19 protein-coding genes are annotated in these 22,805 nt (G+C 40.6%); 1 reads left to right on the top strand and 18 read right to left on the bottom strand.

From position 1 onward, the window contains the following. The first annotated feature begins 9 nt into the window (after positions 1–9). Complete coding sequence (locus AC1TPB_RS06125) at positions 10–171, top strand: hypothetical protein (protein ID WP_482075691.1); 162 nt, start codon at positions 10–12, stop codon at positions 169–171. A 55-nt stretch (positions 172–226) separates the two neighbouring features. Here the strand turns inward: AC1TPB_RS06125 and AC1TPB_RS06120 are convergent, their stop codons facing one another. From AC1TPB_RS06120 to ftsL2, 18 genes are all read right to left on the bottom strand, one after another. Then, entirely contained in the window at positions 227–508 is a 282-nt protein-coding gene (locus AC1TPB_RS06120; protein ID WP_482061253.1) for a YlmC/YmxH family sporulation protein, read from the bottom strand. A gap of 240 nt (positions 509–748) precedes the next feature. After that, on the bottom strand, positions 749–1,531 hold the full coding sequence (gene sigG / locus AC1TPB_RS06115) for an RNA polymerase sporulation sigma factor SigG (protein ID WP_482075690.1): 783 nt from the start codon (positions 1,529–1,531) through the stop codon (positions 749–751). A 118-nt stretch (positions 1,532–1,649) separates the two neighbouring features. Then, positions 1,650–2,030, bottom strand: a complete 381-nt coding sequence (locus AC1TPB_RS06110; RefSeq protein ID WP_482075689.1) for a hypothetical protein — start codon at positions 2,028–2,030, stop codon at positions 1,650–1,652. A gap of 161 nt (positions 2,031–2,191) precedes the next feature. Then, complete coding sequence (sigE, locus tag AC1TPB_RS06105; RefSeq protein ID WP_482061256.1) at positions 2,192–2,914, bottom strand: RNA polymerase sporulation sigma factor SigE; 723 nt, start codon at positions 2,912–2,914, stop codon at positions 2,192–2,194. A 352-nt stretch (positions 2,915–3,266) separates the two neighbouring features. Continuing rightward, positions 3,267–4,193: a sigma-E processing peptidase SpoIIGA gene (gene spoIIGA, locus AC1TPB_RS06100; RefSeq protein ID WP_482075688.1), complete on the bottom strand. Its 927-nt coding sequence runs from the start codon at positions 4,191–4,193 to the stop codon at positions 3,267–3,269. A 259-nt stretch (positions 4,194–4,452) separates the two neighbouring features. Then, positions 4,453–5,544 (bottom strand): cell division protein FtsZ, encoded by a 1,092-nt coding sequence (gene ftsZ / locus AC1TPB_RS06095; protein WP_482075687.1) that lies wholly within the window; start codon positions 5,542–5,544, stop codon positions 4,453–4,455. Between the two features lie 16 nt (positions 5,545–5,560). Further along, a complete protein-coding gene (gene ftsA / locus AC1TPB_RS06090; protein WP_482075686.1) occupies positions 5,561–6,802 on the bottom strand; it encodes a cell division protein FtsA in 1,242 nt (413 codons plus the stop codon). A gap of 288 nt (positions 6,803–7,090) precedes the next feature. Next, positions 7,091–7,843, bottom strand: a complete 753-nt coding sequence (locus AC1TPB_RS06085) for a cell division protein FtsQ/DivIB (RefSeq protein WP_482075685.1) — start codon at positions 7,841–7,843, stop codon at positions 7,091–7,093. A gap of 72 nt (positions 7,844–7,915) precedes the next feature. Further along, the gene (gene murA, locus AC1TPB_RS06080) at positions 7,916–9,199 is read right to left on the bottom strand and encodes a UDP-N-acetylglucosamine 1-carboxyvinyltransferase (protein ID WP_482075684.1); all 1,284 of its coding nucleotides are present in this window, start codon (positions 9,197–9,199) and stop codon (positions 7,916–7,918) included. Between the two features lie 15 nt (positions 9,200–9,214). Then, a complete protein-coding gene (murB, locus tag AC1TPB_RS06075; RefSeq protein ID WP_482075683.1) occupies positions 9,215–10,120 on the bottom strand; it encodes a UDP-N-acetylmuramate dehydrogenase in 906 nt (301 codons plus the stop codon). A gap of 154 nt (positions 10,121–10,274) precedes the next feature. Then, positions 10,275–11,390: an undecaprenyldiphospho-muramoylpentapeptide beta-N-acetylglucosaminyltransferase gene (gene murG / locus AC1TPB_RS06070; RefSeq protein WP_482075682.1), complete on the bottom strand. Its 1,116-nt coding sequence runs from the start codon at positions 11,388–11,390 to the stop codon at positions 10,275–10,277. Between the two features lie 5 nt (positions 11,391–11,395). Then, the gene (gene spoVE / locus AC1TPB_RS06065) at positions 11,396–12,493 is read right to left on the bottom strand and encodes a stage V sporulation protein E (RefSeq protein ID WP_482075681.1); all 1,098 of its coding nucleotides are present in this window, start codon (positions 12,491–12,493) and stop codon (positions 11,396–11,398) included. 44 nt (positions 12,494–12,537) lie between these two features. Next, a complete protein-coding gene (gene murD, locus AC1TPB_RS06060) occupies positions 12,538–13,989 on the bottom strand; it encodes a UDP-N-acetylmuramoyl-L-alanine--D-glutamate ligase (protein ID WP_482075680.1) in 1,452 nt (483 codons plus the stop codon). A gap of 1,009 nt (positions 13,990–14,998) precedes the next feature. Beyond that, positions 14,999–15,955 (bottom strand): phospho-N-acetylmuramoyl-pentapeptide-transferase, encoded by a 957-nt coding sequence (gene mraY, locus AC1TPB_RS06055; protein ID WP_482075679.1) that lies wholly within the window; start codon positions 15,953–15,955, stop codon positions 14,999–15,001. A gap of 4 nt (positions 15,956–15,959) precedes the next feature. Then, positions 15,960–17,366, bottom strand: coding sequence for a UDP-N-acetylmuramoyl-tripeptide--D-alanyl-D-alanine ligase (locus AC1TPB_RS06050; protein ID WP_482075678.1), 1,407 nt, complete (start codon positions 17,364–17,366; stop codon positions 15,960–15,962). Positions 17,367–17,967: 601 nt separating this feature from the next. Further along, positions 17,968–19,920: a stage V sporulation protein D gene (locus AC1TPB_RS06045; RefSeq protein WP_482075677.1), complete on the bottom strand. Its 1,953-nt coding sequence runs from the start codon at positions 19,918–19,920 to the stop codon at positions 17,968–17,970. A gap of 168 nt (positions 19,921–20,088) precedes the next feature. Beyond that, positions 20,089–22,380 carry a penicillin-binding protein gene (locus AC1TPB_RS06040; RefSeq protein ID WP_482075676.1) on the bottom strand — a complete coding sequence of 764 codons (2,292 nt, stop codon included), beginning with the start codon at positions 22,378–22,380 and terminating at the stop codon, positions 20,089–20,091. Positions 22,381–22,392: 12 nt separating this feature from the next. Further along, a complete protein-coding gene (gene ftsL2, locus AC1TPB_RS06035) occupies positions 22,393–22,794 on the bottom strand; it encodes a cell division protein FtsL (RefSeq protein WP_482075675.1) in 402 nt (133 codons plus the stop codon). Between the last annotated feature and the right edge of the window lie 11 nt (positions 22,795–22,805).

Here is a 22,805-nt window from a genome sequence, read left to right as displayed (position 1 = left end):
GTTCACTTTTTGAACTACCTATTCCAATCAAAGTTCAAAAAGTGGGCTTTCGCAAGCCGAGCAGTTGAGACGCTACTTGAGAAAGGCGGAAGCGCAAGTGTACGTGTTTGGTACACGCGAACCGTACTTTCCAAGTTCGTTTCAAATGCGATGTCGACTAAGCTACATTAGCCTAAACATCGTTATCAAAGTTCACTTTTTGAACTCTCCCTTTAAGTGTAACGTGTTAGATGCGCGCATGCAAATCCTCTTCCTCCGTGCGAACCGACCTCGTCTCTTCCATGCGGACCAACACGACATCTGTACCGATTTTCACAATGTTACGCCAGGGAATGACAATCTCAGAGCCAGCAGTACCAAATATGCCGAACATACGCTGAACTTGAGGAATAACAATAGAATCAATCTTCCCTTGCCGTAAATCTAATTCTATATCACTAATATGCCCAAGTTTTTTACCATCTACAATATTAATAACATCTTTAGATTGGAAATCAGATATTTTCATACTACTCATCCGCCCCTTTTACAAGCTATGATCGTTTAGTATATGTATGAAAAAGTTAAAGTATATCTGACTCTAAAGCAAACCCAAATAGAATTTCAATCACCTTATGCAAAAATAGAAAAAGCTGTTCCAAGAACTATCTATGAAGGAACCGCAACAACATGTATTTTACAATTACATATTGTAACTAATCCATTCACGAACAGTCTCAAAACAGCTATTGAAGTCAATTTTTAGATTTTAAGCATTCACATATTTCTGCATTTGTTGAATCGCCGACTTTTCGAGGCGTGATACTTGTGCCTGTGAAATCCCTATTTCGTCTGCCACTTCCATCTGAGTTTTCCCCTCAAAAAACCGCATAGATAAGATCATTTTTTCACGATCATTCAAACGATGCATCGCTTCACGTAGTGCAATCTCTTCGATCCAAGTAATATCTTTATTTTTCTCGTCACTAATTTGATCAAGAACATAGATTGGATCACCGCCATCATTGAAAATAGGCTCGTACAACGACACGGGGTCTTGAATGGCATCTAGTGCAAACACTACATCTTCCTTTGGAACATTAAGTAACTGCGAAATTTCCATAACAGTTGGTTCGCGCGCAAATTTATTCGTCAAGCTATCACGAGCCTGCAAAGCTTTATACGCGATATCACGTAAGCTTCGTGAAACTCTAATTGGATTATTATCACGTAAATATCTGCGAATTTCTCCAATAATCATTGGGACAGCGTAAGTAGAGAATTTTACATTTTGACCTAGATCAAAATTATCAATAGCTTTCATTAAACCAATACAACCAACTTGAAATAAGTCATCTACAAATTCGCCTCTGTTATTAAAACGTTGAATGACACTTAGCACTAATCTTAAATTTCCGTTAACTAATTTTTCTCTCGCTCCCCACTCTTCGCGAGTTTGCAAACCAGTGAATAATTCGCGCATTTCAACGTTTGTTAGGACTGGCAGCTTAGCAGTATCTACGCCACAGATTTCAACTTTATTACGGGTCAATATCATTACCTCCCAAGGAGAAACATTAATGCTCATTATCTCCTTGGGAAATGATTTTATTCCTGTTTTTACATTTTGCGACAAGAACATTTGGTGATTTCAAGAAGTAAAAAGTACTTTATTCATTGTCTTGATGCGTTTGAAAACGCTTAATAAGTTGTGGGATTTTCTTATATTTATATTTAAACTCATAGTCAGATAAATTCTGGTCTATATGGAACTTCAAGATTACTGTGCAGATTTCTCCTGGTTTCAAGCGCTTCCACGCCCATATCATCCCATGCTTACGTTCTTCACTAATATAACTAACATTAGGTAGCGCTTCTCGCACATTGGAAGCAAGAATGAAGTGATTACTCGATATTGACTCTTCATATTTTCCAGTATTTTGTATATTAGTTTTTATTACAACTGATTGTTGATCTCGTTGCAATTCAATACACGAAAAAGTTAGTTGAAAGCTCAAATAGCTTAGCGTGATTGGCTCTGTCGATGTCATGATAGTAGGCATAAGCTGAATTACACACCCTCCCTGCAACATCTTTTTGGAATGCATATACTCGATTAAGCGTTCGCAACATTTATATGCGAACGGTTTAATTTCTTCCTAATATCGTATGCTAATCCCCCAAATAGTTGTCTAGGTTATTATCATGTACTTTAGAGCATTTTATTAAATTCTTTTCGTAACCGTTTTATAATTCGTTTCTCAAGTCGAGAAATATAGGATTGCGAAATACCTAACATATCTGCAACATCTTTTTGTGTTTTCTCATCCCCATCTGCAAGTCCAAAACGTAATTGCATAATAATTCGTTCACGATCGGATAGCTTTTCAAGCGCTTTTTGCAATAACTTCCGATCTACTTGCTCTTCGATATTACGATAAATCGTATCATTATCGGTACCTAGCACATCAGATAACAATAATTCATTACCATCCCAATCAATGTTCAATGGTTCATCGAAGGATACTTCTGATCTTGTCTTAGAATTTCTTCTAAGATACATTAAAATTTCATTTTCAATACAACGAGAAGCATAGGTAGCTAACTTAATTTTCTTTTCTGGATCAAATGTATTTACTGCCTTAATTAGACCTATCGTACCGATCGATACAAGATCTTCAATATTAATGCCAGTGTTTTCAAATTTACGAGCAATGTATACGACTAGCCGTAAATTACGTTCGATTAGAATTGTGCGAATGCTGCTATCACCTGAAGGTAATTTGATAAGAAGATATTCTTCTTCTTCACGCGTTAATGGTGGCGGCAATGCTTCACTTCCACCAATATAATAGATCCTCTCATCTTTAAGACCTAGCTTTAACATCAACCGATAAAAAGAAATTTGCGCTAACAACTTATACTTCAGCATCATCGTTTGTTCCTCCCAAAACTTTTCGTTGACTTCACGTTATAACTTTATTGGAATGAAAAGTTACATCGAAAGCATAAACTAAACTTTTCATTGGCAGCTTGAAATACTTATAAATCTACCCTCAGCATCAAAGTCCATTAGTGGGCTTTCAGAACGCCGAATAAGCTACTTTAGCATACTCATCGTTACAAAGTCCCAAAGTCCGCAGGCGGGCTTTCAGAACCGAGAAGATGGAGCGCAACTTGAGAAAGGTGGAAGCGCAAGTGTACATTATTACGTACATGCGATCCGCACTTTCCAAGTAGCGCTTCATATTCGACGTCGAGTACGCTACAACGCATACTCATCGTTATCAAAGTCCGCTGACCATTGATGGGTGGATGATCGCCTGATACGACCCATCCCCACTCAACTGACCTCCATCGAAGCCGATGAGCACCTTGATACTTTCAAAGCTCTTTCCGCCATAATTGACCTTCACACAATCAGGCTTGACTGCTAATAGAAATTGTGAACCTTTATTCACACCCCGAAAGGGGATTATTCTAATTCGATCTTGCCACTCGAATTGAACTTGTTCGTCGGACAATAACATTAGTGCATCATTCGTTTCACCTTGCTTCAATGCCTTCAAAAACTTCTCTGGTAACGCATCTTGCAGCCTTGATACTTCGATAATCATAACGGGACATTTCGTCAGCGGATCATATAATTGATTTCCAGTATCAATTAAGCCGGTGCACATGAAAATTTGACCATCAATATCAACTTCCACATCTGCAAGATGTGACTCCACTAATTGATGCTTCTTCTTACTTCTGATAAAGCTAGTAAATAGAAAGAGTACAATGGAAAAACTAGCAAATAAATAAAAAATTCCAATATGTAGCTTCGTCGTTACCGTCCCACCAATAAATAGTACATTTGCCCATACCTCTTGCGAACTTCTCATAAGTAGAAAGTACAGTGCCATCATCCCACCTGCTGCTACGAAACTTACGATATAAAAGCTAACAATATCTCGTAAAAACGTTTGTAATGAATAATAGCCGAATGTAATGTATATCATGAGTATAGAGACAAATAATTTAATGGAAATATGATATAGAGACGATAGATTCGGAAAAATCATTGCCATCGTATATAACGCACCGACAGATCCAGCAAGCAACACACGCCAAGCCTTCGGCTTAAAACCTCTTATCCACCCCGTCGTTAACAATAGCACTCCATCTACTAACAGTTCACGTAGCAGCAGCACGTCCAGATACACCTTCATGCCATATCTTCCTCCTACTACAATGAAAACACCTCGAAAATTAATAAATTCTATTTCGGTAAACACAGTATATGGGATATCTATTCCAAAGTCTGTCTGTTTATGTCAGTAGTGGAGTTCTATTTTTGTCGGAAAAAGCCGTCATTACTAGATTATAAAAACAAAAAAAGAGCAAGAAACTTACGAGATGTAAGTATCTTGCTCTTCCATATGTTAATTCTAAGGGGTTGTTCAAAATATGAACTTGTACTATACATTATTATTTGCGACGTAGAAAAGCAGGAATTTCTAAATCATTAGAAAGGTTTGTACCAATCGACTTTGTCACTGGAGGTTTTCCAGCTTCAGCTACATCATTGTCTTGACCTGCTTGACGTCGAGGTGCTGCTTCCATAGGTTTTGCTTCAAAACCAGTCGCAATAACCGTTACTTTAATTTCTTCTTTAAGATCTTCATCAATAATCGCACCGAAGATCATGTTCACATCTGGATCAGATGCAGAAATAACAATTTCTGCAGCTTCATTGACTTCATATAGAGATAGATTACTGCCACCAGTAATATTCATAATAACACCGCGAGCTCCATCAATAGAAGTTTCTAGCAATGGACTTTGAATTGCCTTACGAGCAGCTTCAGCAGCACGGTTCTCACCAGAAGCGATACCAATACCCATAAGTGCAGATCCACGCTCCGTCATAATTGTTTTCACGTCTGCAAAGTCAAGGTTAATTAGACCAGGAACCATGATTAGATCAGAGATACCTTGGACTGCTTGACGTAGTACGTTATCTGCTTCACGGAATGCTTCAAGCATTGGAGTTTTCTTATCTACGATTTCTAATAGACGATCATTAGGGATGACGATTAGTGTATCTACTTTTTCTTTTAACGAATCGATTCCATATTCCGCTTGTCCAGAACGTTTGCGTCCTTCAAAAGTAAATGGACGAGTAACTACACCAACAGTTAAAGCACCGCACTCGCGAGCAATTTCAGCGATAACAGGTGCTGCACCAGTACCTGTACCACCGCCCATACCAGCTGTAACGAATACCAAATCGGCACCTTTAAGCTGATTAGCAATTAGATCGCGAGACTCTTCAGCCGCTTTTTTACCTACTTCAGGGTTTGCGCCAGCACCAAGACCACGAGTAAGCTTATCACCGATTTGCAGTTTGTTCTCAGATTTTGCTAGGTGTAATGCTTGCGCATCCGTATTTACTGTTATAAAATCTACACCTTTTACACCATTCTCAATCATACGGTTAACTGCGTTACTACCGCCGCCACCTACACCAATTACTTTTATTTGCGCTAGCGATTCTAGTTCTAAGTCAAATTCCAACATCTACACGACTCCCCCGTCAAATAAATTCCTGAAACATATTTTTAATACGTTCTAACATACGGGGTTTTGACGAAGCCGGAGAATTCCCTTTACGACTTACCGCCTTCTTCGTAGTGCTAGCTCCTCGTACACCCATGTACTTTGATACGTATTGTATCATTCCTACTCCACTGCTATAAGAAGGATCTTTTACTCCAATATAATCTGGCAAAGCGATTCTTACATTGTTTTCGAGTTCTAATTGTGCCAATGAAAGTGTACCTGGAAGTGATACTGAACCTCCTGTTAATACATATCCATCAACTTTATCACCATAACCAAGTGCATGAACTTCCGCTTTAATTAGCTGGAAAATTTCTTGCATACGTGGTTCGATAATACTTGCTAAATCTCTTTGTGAAAATTCTTTTTCAACATTGCTGCCCATGCGCGTAACTTTGAACTTTACTTCGTCAGCAGCATCATCAGCAATAGCACAACCAAATTTAAGTTTTATTTTCTCAGCATGCTCAGTTTGTGAACGTAAGCCATAAGCAATATCGTTCGTAACAAATTGACCACCAATCGGCAATGATGAAATCGCACATATGCCACCATCCTCATAGACAGCAATTGTGGTCGAACCACCACCGATATCTACTAGAACAGTTCCAGTTGCCTTCTCATCTTTAGATAATGTCATGACGCCTGATGCAAGCGTTAATAGAATAACTCCGTTGATTTTCAAACCCGCTTTGTCGACACATCTAACAAGATTATGTACAGAAGATTTGGCACCAGTTATAACGGTAGCTTCTACTTCTAAGCGAACACCGATCATTCCACGCGGATCAGAAATTCCCTCTAAACCGTCTACTACATACTGTTTAGGAACAAGATTAATTATTTCACGATCTGGAGGTAAGGTTACTACCTTCGCAGCTTGAAGTACGCGGTCAATATCTTCTTCACCGATTTCGCGATCTTCATTAGAAACTGCAACTACTCCATGATTCGTTTGTACTCCAATGTGATTTCCTTGAATACCAACATATACCTCTGAAATTTCAATATCTACCATACGTTCGGCATGCTCAATCGCATTTTTAATCGATTGAACCGTTTGATCAATATCTACAATTGCACCTTTACGGATGCCCTCAGAGTCTGCTGTACCAACACCAATGATATTAATGGCTCCATCATTTACTTCGCCAATTATTGCTCGTACTTTGGATGTACCGATGTCCAAACTGACAATTATGTCACCGTTGCTCATTGCGCGGCACCTCCGTTTCAATAAAAATTTATAGTTGTAACGAATGAGTTATTTTATTCGTTTTTACACTAATAGTTAAATAGTCTACTTACAATCTATTCAACACTATTTGCACTTTCCCTCTTTTTCCAACAATTTTTTCAGATATTTTTCATAAAAAACAAAAACTTTATGAAAATATGAAAATAAAATCTAATTTAACTAGATTTTAAGGCTACAATATTTTCAAGAAAATAAAATCGCCAACTAAAATTTTACCACTCTTTACGCTACTTGAGTAGAGTCTTTTTACTCAGTTTGTACATTTTCTGCATCTTCACTATGAAATGGCTCATAAGTGTCTGCCAATAACAGAGTCAATTTCCCTGGCGCTTGTGTTTCTATTACGCCATTCATCGCTTCAACCTTCTCGCGAATCAAACTGACAGCTGTAATCACTTCAAATTTGGTACGTGTATAAATTAGAATTCGATCTGAAAAAGCAACCGATGGAATCGGTGTGATCTCCGAGATATCAGCTAGAAACGTTGAATCAATAGACGCAAGCTGCTTCATAAGCTCATTTTTGAATGGATCATCTTTACTCCATCCAGTCAATACGGGCTTGTCCATAATTTGCAAACGATCATTATTCGTCTTAATACTTGCACCACTAGCTAGCAATGCAAAAAGTTCACCATTAACGTCAAACTCAAACGCTACGACGCTGTATTCCGTAACAGCAATTTTTATGATGCCTGGAAAATGCTTAGTTACTACCGCTTTATTGATCGTGTTTAACGTTGTGATTTTCTTCTCAATTTCTTCTGCAGAACTGAAAACGAAAGAATCACCTACTTTTAGACCTGCAGCACTCATCACTTCCGCACTACTTGCAAATTGAGTACCGGTAATTTGCACTTCAGTAATTTTACTCAATGTAGAATTAAAAAACACAATTGAGAAGATCGCAAGAAATAAAATAACGATAATGACAATTAATTTTTTATTTCCCTTTTTTTTCGGTTCCGGCTCCTTGAGCACTGGCATTTGAACTTGCATACACTTGTCCACTCCTTAACACAACGCGGCCTCCTCACCTATTGATGAGGAAGCCGATTATCATTCCAACGATTACTGCGCATAGGATTCATTTTTGGATAATGCCGTTAATCTTGTAATTCTAGCCCCTAACAACGTTAACATATCTTCAATTCGATCATAGCCACGATCAATATGATGTATTCGCTCTACGATCGTCCTCCCTTGTGCCGCAAGACCAGCAATAACAAGTGCTGCACCTGCTCGAAGATCGGTCGCCTCTACGGTAGCACCATAAAGCCGAGGCACGCCCCTGATATATGCAGTGTTCATATCTACTCTAATATCAGCACCCATGCGAGCCAATTCATCTACATGCTTTAATCTGCCTTCAAAGATATTTTCCTTCACTACACTGACACCATCTGAAAGTGCAAGCATAACCATCATCTGTGATTGCAAATCAGTTGGGAAAGCAGGGTATGGTGCAGTAACAATTTTCTCGACTGCTTTACTTCTTACTCTACTATCAACTTTTATTATATCACCGTCTACTTGGATTTGAACACCTGCCCGGCGCATAACATGAATTAAAGAAGTTAAATGACTTGGTTGTGTTTTGTGTAATGTAATTAGTCCACGTGTCGCGGCAGCCGCGATCATTAAGGTCCCTGTAACAATTCGATCTGGAATGATACGATGCTGGCATGACTGTAACCGCTCTACACCATCGATTGTAATCGTATCTGTACCTGCGCCGAGTACTTTAGCACCCATCGCATTGAGGAAATGTTGTAAGTCTTGAATCTCAGGCTCTCTTGCAGCATTCGTAATCGTTGTTCGACCATCCGCTAGCACCGCAGCCATCATAATATTCTCAGTTGCACCAACACTTGGAAAGTTCAGATAGACATCTGCACCCGTTAGCTTTTCGGCACTACAAATAATAGAATTACCTTTTTCTTCAATCGTTGCACCTAGTGCCTTTAAGCCATCTAGATGAATATCGATCTTCCGTTCTCCAATCGCACAGCCACCTGGTTGATAAACTTGAGTCCTTCTGTACTTTGCAAGTAATGGGCCCATAAGAAAAATTGATGATCGCATTTGCTTCATCAACGATTCTGGTACGTGTGAAGCAGATGCCTGCTCCGTGTCAATGATAATCGTACTTCCCTTATGCTCAACTCGACATCCTAACTCTCGCAAAATATGAATCATCACTTCAATGTCAAGTAAATGAGGAACATTTTCGAGCACGGTCGTTCCTTCAGCCAGCAGACTGGCAGCCATAATCGGCAGCACCGCATTTTTCGCGCCTTGGATTACAACAGTTCCTGACAGAGGTTTGCCGCCCTCAATCACCAATCTGTCCAATGTATCACCTCCGAGTTACCGCTCGCCCATTACCAATACTTCTGGTATCAATTCAATACCATAGCGTTCTTTCACAACACCTTGAATATGGGTAATTAAAGCGAGAACGTCTTTAGCTGTCGCCTGTCCTGTGTTGATAATAAAATTGGCGTGAAGCTCTGATACTTGTGCTCCTCCACATCGGAACCCTTTCAAGCCTGCTTCCTCAATCAACCTTGCTGAAAAATCACCGGGTGGGTTACGGAATACACTCCCACAGGTTGCACTCTTCAGTGGTTGAGTTAGCAATCTGCGTTCCCTATGCTTAGCCATTTCTGCAGTAATCACTTGTCGCTCACCAGCTTCTAATTCAAAGCAAGCCTCAACGACAAATCCGCTCATTTCCTGCAATACAGAATGACGATATGAGAAGTTCATATCATCGCCTTTATACTTCACCAATTCACCATTAGATAGAACTATTTCGGCCGACTTAAAAATACGTGACACATCAGACCCATGCGCACCTGCATTCATGTAGACAGCACCGCCTACCGTTCCTGGAATCCCACCTGCAAATTCTAAGCCTGTTAAGCTTTGTTTGCCAGCCATAACAGCAAGCTTAATAAATGAATAAGCTGCACCTGCAATGATGGTATTTCCTTCGAAGCGCACATAATCTAAGCCTACACCTGGCTTAATCACAACACCACGAATTCCTTTATCACTTACGAGCATATTAGAGCCACGTCCGATACTCGTCCACGGAATACTATGCTTCTGAAGTAGCTTCATTAGTGATATAAGTTGCTCCTTGCCTTGAGGAAGGATCATCAGATCAGCCGTTCCACCGATCTTCCATGTTGTATGCTTTGACAGTGGTTCATTAAAGAGACATTCCCCAATTGCTCGCTCTTCAAGTTCCTCTATAAATAGATTCAATTGTATATCCTCCTTCCATAAATGACAGTTGCTATCGTTGTGGGCATTCCCACCCGAACATGTGATCAACTCCTAGACTCTCTAGTCACGAATTATAAAGTATCTTATGCCTTAGCACTTCGTTGTGTGACAATCGCCTAGTGATCACGTTCGTTTATCGTTTCGTTATTCTTGCTATTGCTAAAGCAATTCTACTTACTGAGTCAGGTACCGCTAGAAAATATGAGGCAGCGGACATTTTGACAAGTTTATGATCATCTAACAATAAAGCACTTAATTTCTCTAATAAATGTTTACCACTAAGTTCACCTTCAAGAATAATCTCTGCAGCTCCAACAGATTCCAGACTACGTGCATTTGCTTCTTGATGATTATTCGTTACATTTGGTGAAGGGATAAGAATAGACGGTTTCCCGAGTGCATTAATCTCCGCTAACGAAGATGCGCCAGAGCGACTAATGACGATCGATGCATCACTTAATACTTCCGCCATATTATTAATGTACGGAAGCAATATAATCTGTCCACTTCGATAAGCAGCATGATCCTTCAGCGCTTCCACTGTATCATCATAATAAATTTCACCTGTCGCGAATACAATTCGATATTGTGAAATTCTTTCTAATTGCTGCTGTTCATCGGCTAACTCAATAACGGCTCTATTCAGTGCCTTCGCACCTCTACTGCCACCAACGATTAATGCATAACGTTGATTAGAATCGAGATCTAATGATGCTCTTCCACGACCTGGTATTGCTTCAATCACTTGAGACGCACAGGGATTCCCGGTAAAGCTAACTTGCTTTGCCTTGGCAAAATAAGCTAACGAATCTTCAAAGCTAACCCCAACATGAGACACGAAGGACGTCAAAAATTTATTTGTCAAACCAGGAATTGCATTCTGTTCATGAATAAATGTAGGTATGCCTAAACGGGCTGCCGCAAAAACGACAGGCCCGCATACATAACCACCCGTACCGATAACGACGTCTGGCTTAAATTGTTTAATTAATTGCTTAGAGCGCGCAACACCCCGTAAAAAACGCATAACTGTCCGTACATTATCGTAGGACAGTTTGCGTTTAAAGCCTGTTATTTCAATACTTTCAAAAGGGACGTTTGCTCGTCTCACGATTTTGCTTTCCATCCCACGCTCCGTACCAATGTATAGTAATTCAGTAGAGTCGTCTTGCTGCTGCATATATTTCCCAATGGCTAATGCTGGGTATATATGTCCACCAGTTCCTCCACCTGTTAGTAATATTTTCATCACTTTCACCTCGAGTATCGAGAAATATTCAACAAGATACCTAATCCTGTTAATAATAAAGTTAAAGAAGAACCTCCATAGCTAACTAATGGCAACGTAATTCCCGTCACTGGCATCATCCCAATAACAACACCAATGTTAATTAGCACCTGGACGCCAATAATGCTTGTAATCCCGATTGCCAGTAAGCTACCGAAAGTGTCTGGAGCTGCAATTGCGGTACGTATCCCCCGCCATACAATGACAAGAAATAATAAAATCAATGTAAAGCCACCGATGAAACCTAACTCTTCAGCTAATATCGAAAATATAAAATCGGTCTGTGGCTCAGGCAAGTAACTAAATTTCTGTCTACTCATCCCTAGTCCAAGTCCAACTAGACCTCCTGGTCCAATCGCAAATAAAGATTGAATGATCTGATAACCACCATCAAGCGGATCAGCCCACGGATCTAGAAAACTAGTAATCCGTTTCAAGCGATAAGGGGCTGCAATAATAAGCCCAACAAAACCGATCACGCCCACAAGCGCTAGACCACCAAGATGGCGCATGCTCGCACCAGCAGTATAGATTAGAATCATCGAGGCTCCGACCATTACTGCTCCAGTTCCTAGATCGGGCTGTAACATAATTAAGCCGAAAGCTAGAAACACAAGACCTAAGGGTGGTAATAAGCCTTTCGTGAATTGAGTGATTTTTTGTTGTTCCGCCGACAACCATTTCGCCAGAAATAAGATCATTCCTAATTTCATAAATTCAGATGGTTGAATCCCGAATGAACCAATGCCTAGCCAACTTCGCGCACCACCACGAACAGCTCCTATTCCAGGAATTAATACAAGGACAAGAAGTCCGAAGCAAATAATAAGCAATGTCGGTGCCCATTTCTTCCACACGGAATAATTCACATTCATCATGAAAAACATAGACATTAATCCTAATCCAGCAAAGATCGATTGACGCTTCAAAAAGTAGAACTTATCACCAAATTCATGAAAAGCTAATACCGCACTCGCACTATATACCATCATTAGTCCAATAAATAATATAAGGAGTATGGAAATTAATAGCCATATATCTGGAGCAGATCGTGCTTTAACCATAGTTTACACACCTCTATGAATTGAAGTAGGGACAACCCCCCTACTTACAAGGTATGCACCGATTTCTTAAACATGCTTCCTCTTTCTTCATAGGAAGAAAACATATCCCAGCTTGCGCATGCAGGTGACAGCAATACTATATCCCCTGATTCCGCTAACTCACTAGCAAGCTTCACAGCTTCATCTAGCGTTTCTTCGGCACTAGCTTTAGGTTCGACGATCTTGATGTGATCTAAACCTGCTAGCTTAGCAATATGTTCAAGTTTATGACGAGTTTCACCAACAACCACAATGCCTTTCAGACGTTCTGTGAAAATCGGTAGCAGTTCCATATAATCCGATCCGCGATCCAATCCTCCAGCAATAAGCACTAATGGAGCAGAAAGAGAGCGAATCGTCATTGTCGTCGCTGTTGCATTTGTCGCTTTGGAATCATTGTAGTAGGATACACCGTTACTGGTTCTCACAAACTCTAGACGATGCTCTACACCGCGGAAGCTAGTTAATGGCTCTATAAACTCGGCAGGCTTGGCACCCGCCTTCAAACACGCAGCAATAGCGGCAATGGCGTTAGCGACATTATGACGCCCTGGAAGAGCTAGACTATGTAGCGGCATAAGAACTTGTTGCTCAGAATGGTTATCCATCCGATATACGATAGAACGAATCGAAGCTTCCTCTGCTGCATTCGGCAAAGGATCACCAGCATTAATCGGGGTAAATGGTGGATCAATGTACACACCTTGCTCTAACTTTTCATAAATCGAGAAAGGGAACAATTGACCTTTACAATAAGGAATCAATTGACGCGTAATCTCATCATCCCAATTCAAGATAGCGATATCTTCATCGGATTGATTACTTAATATTTTCGCTTTTGATGCCACATAATCCTGCATATCACCGTGATAATCTAGATGGGTTTCTGCTAAATTCAACAGAAGTGCTATTTTGGGTGCAAAAGTAATCGTACCTTTCAGTTGAAAGCTACTCAATTCAGCTATAATCCAGTTTTCACTTGATACGTCTTCTGCAATCTCACATAACGGCAAGCCAATATTCCCGCCAACGACAGGTTGCAAATTAGCTGCCGTTAATAATTCTCCAATTAAAGTTGTCGTCGTCGTCTTGCCATTAGATCCTGTAATCCCGATAATCGGTGCTTTGCTAAGCCAATAAGCAATTTCAACCTCGGTAACCACATCTACACTAGCAGCTTGCGCCTCAATAATAGGTGGTACATTATAGGGAATACCTGGATTTTTAATTAGTAGCGCCGTCGAATTATCGACAAGCTTTTCAGGATGATAGCCGCATATAACTTCAATGCCCAGTTGTTCTAATTGGGCAGCTTCAGGAGACTGCTCGCGAGGCTTCCGATCATTAACCGTCACCTTTGCCCCCAGCTTATGAAATAACTTAGCTACACTAACACCACTTCTCGCAAGACCTAGCACGACTACTTTTTCATTCTTATACTGTGATGGATGCTTCATATAGATTCCTCTCTTTTTGCTGGAGTACACGATATACTTTCCGAGCTCTGTAGACAGTAATTTTGCGGTCTATGGACGGATTCACTTACTTTTTTGCTCCATAGACAGTAATTTTGCGGTCTATGAACGGATTTACTTACTTTTCTGCTCTATAGACAGTAATTTTGCGGTCTATGAACGGATTTACTTACTTTTCTGCCCCATAGACAGTAATTTTGCGGTCTATGAACGGATTTACTTACTTTTCTACTCCAAAGACAGTAATTTTGCGGTCTATGAACGGATTTACTTACTTTTCTGCCCCATAGACAGTAATTTTGCGGTCTATGAACGGATTTACTTACTTTTCTGCCCCATTGACAGTAATTTTGCGGTCTATGGACGGATTTACTTACTTTTCTGCCCCATAGACAGTAATTTTGCGGTCTATGGACGGATTTACTTACTTTTCTGCTCCATAGACAGTAATTTTACGGTCTATGGACGGATTTACTTACTTTTCTGCCCCATAGACAGTAATTTTGCGGTCTATGGACGGATTTACTTACTTTTCTGCTCCATAGACAGTAATTTTACGGTCTATGAACCGATTTACTTACTTTCCTGCTCCATAGACAGTAATTTTGCGGTCTATGAACGGATTTACTTACTTTTCTACTCCAAAGACAGTAATTTTGCGGTCTATTCTACTCTTTAGTTAAGGTTTTGAACTTCACTTCCACCAAACGATGAAACACCACCCAGCAACGTGTACCGTACAGGTGCACAAGCGGCCAATGCTCGAAGCTTCCAATGAAGGTTCAAAAAGTGGGCTTTCGTAAGCCGAGCAGTTGGAACGCTACTTGAGAAAGGCGGAAGCGCAAATGTACGTACTTGGTACATGCGAACCTACAATGTTTCTGCAAGAAACATACCTCGGAAGCTTATGCCGTACTTTCCAAGTTCGTTTCAAATGCGATGTCGAATATGCTCCAGCGCGTTACATCGTTATCAAAGTCCACTTTTTGAATTACATAACAAGTAAAAGACCTATTATTGCTAGTACTAGGCCTACCCCCCAAAACACAGCATCTACTTTCCATTCTGACCAACCAGAAAGCTCAAAGTGATGATGAATTGGACTCATACGGAAGACGCGTTTTTTTCTAATTTTGAATGATGTCACTTGAATTATAACAGATAACATTTCTAAGACGAATACTCCTCCAATAATAACTAAGAGCAGCTCCGTTTTTGTTATAATGGCTACCGCCGCAATACCACCACCGATACCAAGCGAACCCATATCACCCATAAACACTTTAGCGGGATGTGCATTATATACAAGAAATCCTAAAACAGCTCCAACCATTGCCGCTGAAAAGATTGCAGCATCATACGAATCTGCTAACAATGCAACAATTGTAAATGCACCAAATGCGATCGCGCTTGTTCCCGCTAATAATCCATCAATACCATCTGTAAAATTAACCGAGTTACTTGTTGCAAAAAGAATAATGATGACAAAAGGATAATAGAACCAACCTAGATCAAAACCAATTTCTGTACCAGGGATAGACAGCACTGTACTATGCCCCATATTGTATAACTGGGCACAGACGATAATTGAAAATAATAGTTGTCCCGCAAGCTTTTGCTTAGCTGTTAGACCAAGCGAACGTTTAAATACAATTTTAATATAATCATCAAGAAATCCGACAATACCAAAACCTAGTGATGCCGTTAATAGCACCCAAAACTCACTAGAAATCTCAGCAAATTTTACGAATGAAATTAACAGTGCAAGCATGATAATAACTCCACCCATTGTTGGAGTACCACTCTTTTTCAAATGTGACTGTGGACCGTCTGTCCGTATCTGCTGTCCGAATTTCAATCGTTTCAGTAACGGTATGAACAGTGGTCCAAGTAAAACTGCTAGTATGAATGAAACTCCTAATGATAATAGAATGACCATCATGTCCATACACTCACCCCTTTTCTAAAGCTTCGACAACCTGCTCCATCTTCATACTTCTTGATCCCTTTACAAGCACAAGATCATCAGGTGAAATATGAGGCAATAGCCAGTCGATCAGCTCTTCCTTTGTTGTAAAATATTGTAGTTGGTCATCTTGGAAATGATCTTTCGCACCTTCAACGATATGTGCCGAAAGCTTTCCATAAGCAATAACGGCATCTACTTTATCATTTGTCGCATATTGACCCATATTAAAATGCATTGAAATTTCATCAGGACCAAGCTCTAGCATATCGCTTAGCACTAACCATTTTTTGCGGAAGCCAGTTAAGCTCCCAAGTAGATCAATGGCTGCTTTAGTAGCTGTTGGATTGGCATTGAATGCGTCATTGAGGACAACAGCTCCATTATGTGCTTTTGTAGGCGCAATACGCATCCCTGTTAATTGCAGACGATTAAAACCGTCTTGAATAAGATTAGCAGCTACTCCGAGCAAGCGAGCGACTGCAATAGCTGCCAAAGCATTACTTACATTATGACGACCTGGCGTCGTAATATGTTGCTGCCCAATCTGACATGACTCGCCCATATATAACACGTCAAAGCGACTACCAAATGGATCTAGCTCAATGTTTGCCGCTGACCAATCGTTACCCGCTTCAAGTCCAAATCGTTTTTTCTCTAAAGACAATACATTCGGCAGTTTGTTCATTGCTTCTTCGATCAAAGGCTCATCACCATTGTAGATAAATACACCCTCGTCTCCAAGTCCTTGCACAATTTCAAGCTTCGCCTGAGCGATCCCGTTGCGACTACCAAGCTGCAACATATGTGCATCGCCAATATTAGTAATTACTGCAACATCAGGCTGGGCGATTTTCGTTAGTAACTCAATTTCCCCAAAGCCACTCATACCTAATTCCACAACAACAATATCTGTATCCTCTTCTAATGCCAATATGGTCAATGGCAAGCCGATATGATTATTGAAATTCCCTTGTGTTTTGCTTACCTTATACACTGTAGATAGTAAAGCAGCCGTCATATCCTTCGTCGTTGTCTTACCATTACTTCCTGTAATTGCGACTACTCTTGTAAATAATTCACTTCGATAACTCATAGCTAGCTTTTGCAGCGCTGCTAGTGGGTCACGAACAAGCAAGAAAGGAATATGAGGCAAATCTTCAGGAACAGGTACACCTTTTTTCCAAAGTGCTGCTATTGCGCCCTTTTCTACAGCATGATAAATATGTTGATGACCATCGGAGTGCTCCCCTACAAGCGGAACGAACAATTGTCCACCTATAGTTCGCGAGTCCGTCATAACACCTTGCACGATCAACTCTTTATTATCACTCTTTAGAATAGCACCGCTCATCTGAGCAAGCTGCGCAACTGTTCTAGTAATCAATGTCATTATCTCCTTCTTGAAAAAACTATATAGCTAACTTTAGTTCTTTCCAAATATTTATACCCGTCAACTATACTACAACTGAATAGCTTGACAATTCAATAGCTATTTTTAACAAATATGTATGGCAAGTTCGAAACATACCAAATATGATTGAATTATTAGATGAGATCGTATCCTCTCAAGACACTCCCTCAGTGAATCTACTAGCAACTTGTGCGGTTTGAGTACACAAGCGATCCATCCTGTTCATTGCAACTTCCTGTGAAATTTCTAATGAAGTCAACATCCAAATACCCGACAACCATTCACTTTGTAACGACACCCAGCAACGTGTACGGTTCAAGTACACGAGCGGCGAATCTATAGCACGAAGCTTCAAATGGAAGTTCAAAATCGTGGGCTGTCAGCACCAAGAAGATGACATTCAGCGAAAACGAGTAGCACAGTGTACGTTTCTGGTACACGAGCATCTACAATGTTTCTGCAAGAAACATACATCGGAAGCCTATGCTTGGCTTTCGATGGAGGGCATATTCGCCGCCGACTACGCTTCGTCAGCACAATCATCGTGATCACAGTCCGCGATTTTGAATTACCTCTACAGTCAGTGATTATGAATATCCTCTATGGAGAGATCACCCTCATCCCCAAGATAAATACGAATAGTCGCCCCCCGCTCCACACGCTCTCCAGCAGTAGGTGCTTGCTTAATGACAACCTTACCGGTCCCTGAACTTGTGAGCATGAAATTCATATTCATATCTTCATATATTTCAGAAACAGTTTTCCCGATTAGACTAGGAACTTCAACGATAGGTGTTTCACCGTATTTATATAGTCGATCGATTTGACTGGTACGTTTCGGCACCTCTAATATTTGTAGAGCATCTTCCATAATATTGCGAACAATAGGTGCAGCTACAACTCCACCGAATTGAATTCCTTCGGGATTATCTACCGCAACGTATATAACAATTTGCGGATCATCCGCTGGCGCTACCCCAATAAATGAAACAATATGCTCACTGGTCGAGTATCTACCGTCAATTACCTTCTGAGCCGTCCCTGTCTTGCCCCCAACACGATAGCCGTCTATAAACGCATTACGCCCTGTCCCTTTCGCCACAACACTTTCTAACGCCTCACGAACTTCCTTAGATGTCTCTTCTGAAATCACTTGCCTTACAACAGTCGGCTCATTCGCTTGAACAGTTTCCCCGGTATCACGATTAATCCAGGCTTTGGCGACATATGGCTTGTAAAGCGTGCCACCATTGACCGCGGCTGATACGGCAGCAATTTGCTGGATTGGCGTAACCGATACTCCCTGCCCAAATGCCGTTGTTGCTAGCTCAACAGGACCTACTTGGCTTAATTTGAACAAAATCCCGTTACCTTCGCCGCCAATATCAATACCCGTTTTCTTGCCGAAACCGAAGTTTCTAATATATTCAAATAGTGTATCTTTGCCTAGACGATTGCCCAGTTCAACAAATCCAGGGTTACATGAGTTCTCCACTACTTGTAAAAAACTTTGACTACCATGTCCGCCTTTTTTCCAGCAACGAAGTCTCGCTCCACCAATCTCTACAGCGCCTCCATCATAAAAACTATCGCTCTGTAAATTAACTTTCTTCTCTTCCAGTGCAGCAGCCAACGTAATTATTTTGAAAGTCGAACCTGGTTCGTATGTCATCCATATCGGCAAATTGCGGTTATAGACTGTTGGATCAACCTCTTGATAGTTGGTAGGACTATAACCTGGACGACTAGCCATTGCCAATATTTCTCCTGTATTTGGATCCATCGCAATTGCCATCACTGCATTGGCATTCAAACCAGTCATCGCCTGGTCTAGTTCGCGCTCCATCACAGTCTGAATTTGCTGATCAATCGTTAATTGCAGTGTCAATCCTTCTCGGGGTTTTACATATGTGTCCGAAGAGTTAGGCATCTGCCTACCAGCAGCATCAGATAGATATGAAACCATACCTTGTGTGCCTGTTAATCGATCGTTGTAGGTAAGTTCCATTCCCGTTAAACCTTGATTATCAATTCCTGTAAATCCTAATATATGAGCAGCAAGTCCATCATAAGGGTAATATCGCTTATTATCCTCTGCCACTACAATTCCTGGAATATTTAATTCTCGAATGGAGGTCGCTTGCTCGGACGTCATTTTACGACCTCCAGGCCCAAGCTGAATAATTCTTTCCTTCTTAGAAACTTTCGTTAACACTTCTTCCACCGTCATATTAAGTAACGGTGCTAATGTCTGTGCTGTTTTTTCTTTTTCCTTCACTTGCACAGGAATAGCCCATACCGTCGGAGTACTTACGTTATAAGCTAATCGCACACCAGTACGATCCCATATTTCACCGCGATTTGCGACATAAGGAATATCACGACGCCAAGAATTTTCCGCCTTCTCTGATAACTCCGCACCTTGAACAAGCTGCACATAGCTTAACCGAATACTTAAACCGATAAAAGCGACAATCGCAAATATGAGAATGGTGAACAATCTTCTTCTAACCGTTACATTAGAAACTTTCATAATCTATCCCCCTAAACCTTTCACGCCTTCTCCAACATAAGCTTGGAAATATAAGTACATGATAAGTATGAAATAATAACATATACTGCAGAAACGTTATTCCGCTCTTTACATGCTATTCATCATTCGGACAAGATAGAACCTGTACCAATCGGACTCACCATAGCGTTAAGAAGAGGCTTGCTCTCCTGATGATGATTGCTCCTCAGAACCTGAGTCAGACTCTTCATCAGAACTAGTAGCTTCATCCTCTTCACCACTTGGGTCTAACGTTCCCGGCACGTAATATTGTGACTCCTTCAATGGCGATAGCTTAACTTGTAATGTTTTCGATTTCCCATCTTCAACAAGCTGTTGCGAATAGACATAACCTGTTCCTTCTACTTTCAACTGTACACCGAGTAACGCGGCAATTTCTACAGCATCGCGTAAGGAGACTCCCGTTAGATCCGGCACACTTAAGTTTTCCTTCTGTTCGGTTATAAGATAAACCGTTTGCGTAGGATGAACTAATGAGCCCGCTGTAGGTATCTGCTGTTCAACAATCGAGCCGTCACCAACAAATTCAAATTGCAAACCTGCATTTTTCAATTTCTCTTTCGCAAGTGCACCCTTCATTCCAGTTACATCGGGGGTAGAAATCATAATTTCTTTCGGTGTATCACTTTCCTCTACGGCAACACTTTCGTAGTTAGGAGCGATATCGAGCTTTCTCAAGCTTTTTAACATTATTTCTCGGAATACTGGAGCAGCTACCTTACCACCACCAGCATGTTTATCATTAGGCTCATCAACGATTACCAAAATAATTAATTGTGGATCATCTACAGGCGCATAGCCAATGAAGGAGACCATATACTTATCAGACGAGTAGTCTTTACCTACAACCTTTTGTGCAGTACCCGTCTTACCGGCTACACGATACCCTTCAATATAAGCGTTACGACCTGTACCTTCAACCTGATCGGATACAACCTGCTCCAAATACTCATTCGCAAGCTTAGATGATTGCTCAGAAATAACTCTACGCACTACAGTAGGCTCAGTTACCGTCGTCGTTTTCGTAGCCGGGTCCGTTATACTTTTCACAATATACGGCTTCATTAATTCCCCGCCATTCGCCACAGCTGCTACGGCTGCAACCTGTTGGATTGGTGTTACTAGAACAACCCCTTGACCAAAAGCAGCAGCAGCAATATCACGATTCCATTGGAAACGAATGGTACCAACTGCTTCGTTTGGAATTTCGATTCCTGTTTTTTGGGCAAAACCGAAATTAGTAAAGTATTCTCTCAGCTTCTCTCCACCCAGTCGTTCAAAGCCTAATTTAGCAAAGGCGACGTTACTGGAATATTTCAGTCCATCGAGAAATGAAATCATACCCCACCCATATCTATTATGATCACTAATCGGACTCGGGTCACCAGGAACATAGAACGTACCTGATTGATACAGTTCATCCGGGTCAAATACATCCTCTTCAATCGCCGCAGCTAATGTTGCAATTTTGAAAGTAGAACCTGGCTCATACAGCGAACCTACCGCATGATTGTACATTGCAGCATAGTCATTTTCCATACCTTCCCAATATGTATTCGGATTAAATTCCGGCATATTCGCCATCGCTAATATTTCCATCGTATTCGGATTTGCCACAATAGCCGTTGCACTTTTCGGGCTCCACTTTTCAACGACACTACGTAATGCTTCTTCCGCATAATTTTGAATATCACCGTCGATAGTCAACTCAATCTTCTGTCCATCCTTCGGAGCAACATATTCAACTTCACTACCAGCAATTTGAACTTTCTGTCCATCCTTTTGGTAGGAAATATGACCATCGGAGCCTGATAGTTTATCATTAAAGGTCGATTCAACCCCCATCATATTTTCACCATCGATGCTAATATAACCTAATAGTTGAGAAGCTAATTTATGTTGCGGATAGAACCGTTCATAGGTCTCCTGAATATAAATTCCTGAATCCGTACCTTTTTTCTCTATCACTATTTTTTCTTTCAACGCTTTAGAAAATTCCTTCAATTGATCGGCAACGTTTTTCTCAATCTGCCAACCACCTTGGCGCAATTCACGATTCGAGTAATATGTTCCATCTTCACGTTTCACAAAATGACCGTTAATCGTATCATCTGACATACCTAGTATCGACTTTAACGCTTCTGTTACTTCATCTTTTATTCCAGCAGTTTGAATGACCTTAGGATTGATAGACACGTTATACGCTAATGCATCCATCGCTAGTACATTACCTTCACGATCTGTAATCGTACCTCGCTTTGCATTGAAGGTTTCAGTAGTTGACCAACGTTTTTGTGCTAACTCTAGCCACATCGATCCTTCTACCACCTGCACTTTATAGATGTGAAAAATAAGAAAGAGAAAAAGGAGGGTGATTACCCCTCCAAGTAGTAGTGTGCGTAATTTAATTCGTTTAATCATCTCAATCACTTCCTATTCAAGCTTTGCCGTTTCTCCAGAGGAGCTCGACTTCTTGACAATTATTCCTGTTTCCAAGCTACTTACCATACCTTGAGATTCTGCAAATTCACGAATACGTTCAGGATCACTCAATGTTTGAACTTCTCGCTGTAGTTGTTCTACCTCAATCGTCATTGCTTGCATTTCACTATTAATTTGCTTTACTTGCAAACTCGTATAGTAAATATCAGCATACCTAAATATGATAACTCCCAAGATGATAACTCCCATTAGTACAGTAGTCAGATATAATATTTTTTCCCCTGCTGGGATAGGTTTTTTGCGAACGACTTTTTTCTTCGTTTCGCGTATGATGTACTCTTCCTGCTCTTGACGCTTAGGTTTCACTGCTAAATTACCATAATGATAGGCCACGATTAATCCCC

The organism is Paenibacillus sp. Y951 (genome assembly GCF_056786395.1).
This window is presented reverse-complemented; position numbering and strand designations above follow the sequence as displayed.

What these genes read in the sequence shown, in the direction of transcription:
- AC1TPB_RS06120 (WP_482061253.1), bottom strand. Translation starts at nt 508, where the DNA reads ATGAAAATATCTGATTTCCAATCTAAAGATGTTATTAATATTGTAGAT.
- AC1TPB_RS06110 (WP_482075689.1), bottom strand. Translation starts at nt 2,030, where the DNA reads ATGACATCGACAGAGCCAATCACGCTAAGCTATTTGAGCTTTCAACTA.
- sigE (WP_482061256.1), bottom strand. Translation starts at nt 2,914, where the DNA reads ATGATGCTGAAGTATAAGTTGTTAGCGCAAATTTCTTTTTATCGGTTG.
- spoIIGA (WP_482075688.1), bottom strand. Translation starts at nt 4,193, where the DNA reads ATGAAGGTGTATCTGGACGTGCTGCTGCTACGTGAACTGTTAGTAGAT.
- ftsZ (WP_482075687.1), bottom strand. Translation starts at nt 5,544, where the DNA reads ATGTTGGAATTTGACTTAGAACTAGAATCGCTAGCGCAAATAAAAGTA.
- ftsA (WP_482075686.1), bottom strand. Translation starts at nt 6,802, where the DNA reads ATGAGCAACGGTGACATAATTGTCAGTTTGGACATCGGTACATCCAAA.
- AC1TPB_RS06085 (WP_482075685.1), bottom strand. Translation starts at nt 7,843, where the DNA reads ATGCAAGTTCAAATGCCAGTGCTCAAGGAGCCGGAACCGAAAAAAAAG.
- murG (WP_482075682.1), bottom strand. Translation starts at nt 11,390, where the DNA reads ATGAAAATATTACTAACAGGTGGAGGAACTGGTGGACATATATACCCA.
- spoVE (WP_482075681.1), bottom strand. Translation starts at nt 12,493, where the DNA reads ATGGTTAAAGCACGATCTGCTCCAGATATATGGCTATTAATTTCCATA.
- murD (WP_482075680.1), bottom strand. Translation starts at nt 13,989, where the DNA reads ATGAAGCATCCATCACAGTATAAGAATGAAAAAGTAGTCGTGCTAGGT.
- mraY (WP_482075679.1), bottom strand. Translation starts at nt 15,955, where the DNA reads ATGGACATGATGGTCATTCTATTATCATTAGGAGTTTCATTCATACTA.
- AC1TPB_RS06050 (WP_482075678.1), bottom strand. Translation starts at nt 17,366, where the DNA reads ATGACATTGATTACTAGAACAGTTGCGCAGCTTGCTCAGATGAGCGGT.
- AC1TPB_RS06045 (WP_482075677.1), bottom strand. Translation starts at nt 19,920, where the DNA reads ATGAAAGTTTCTAATGTAACGGTTAGAAGAAGATTGTTCACCATTCTC.
- AC1TPB_RS06040 (WP_482075676.1), bottom strand. Translation starts at nt 22,380, where the DNA reads ATGATTAAACGAATTAAATTACGCACACTACTACTTGGAGGGGTAATC.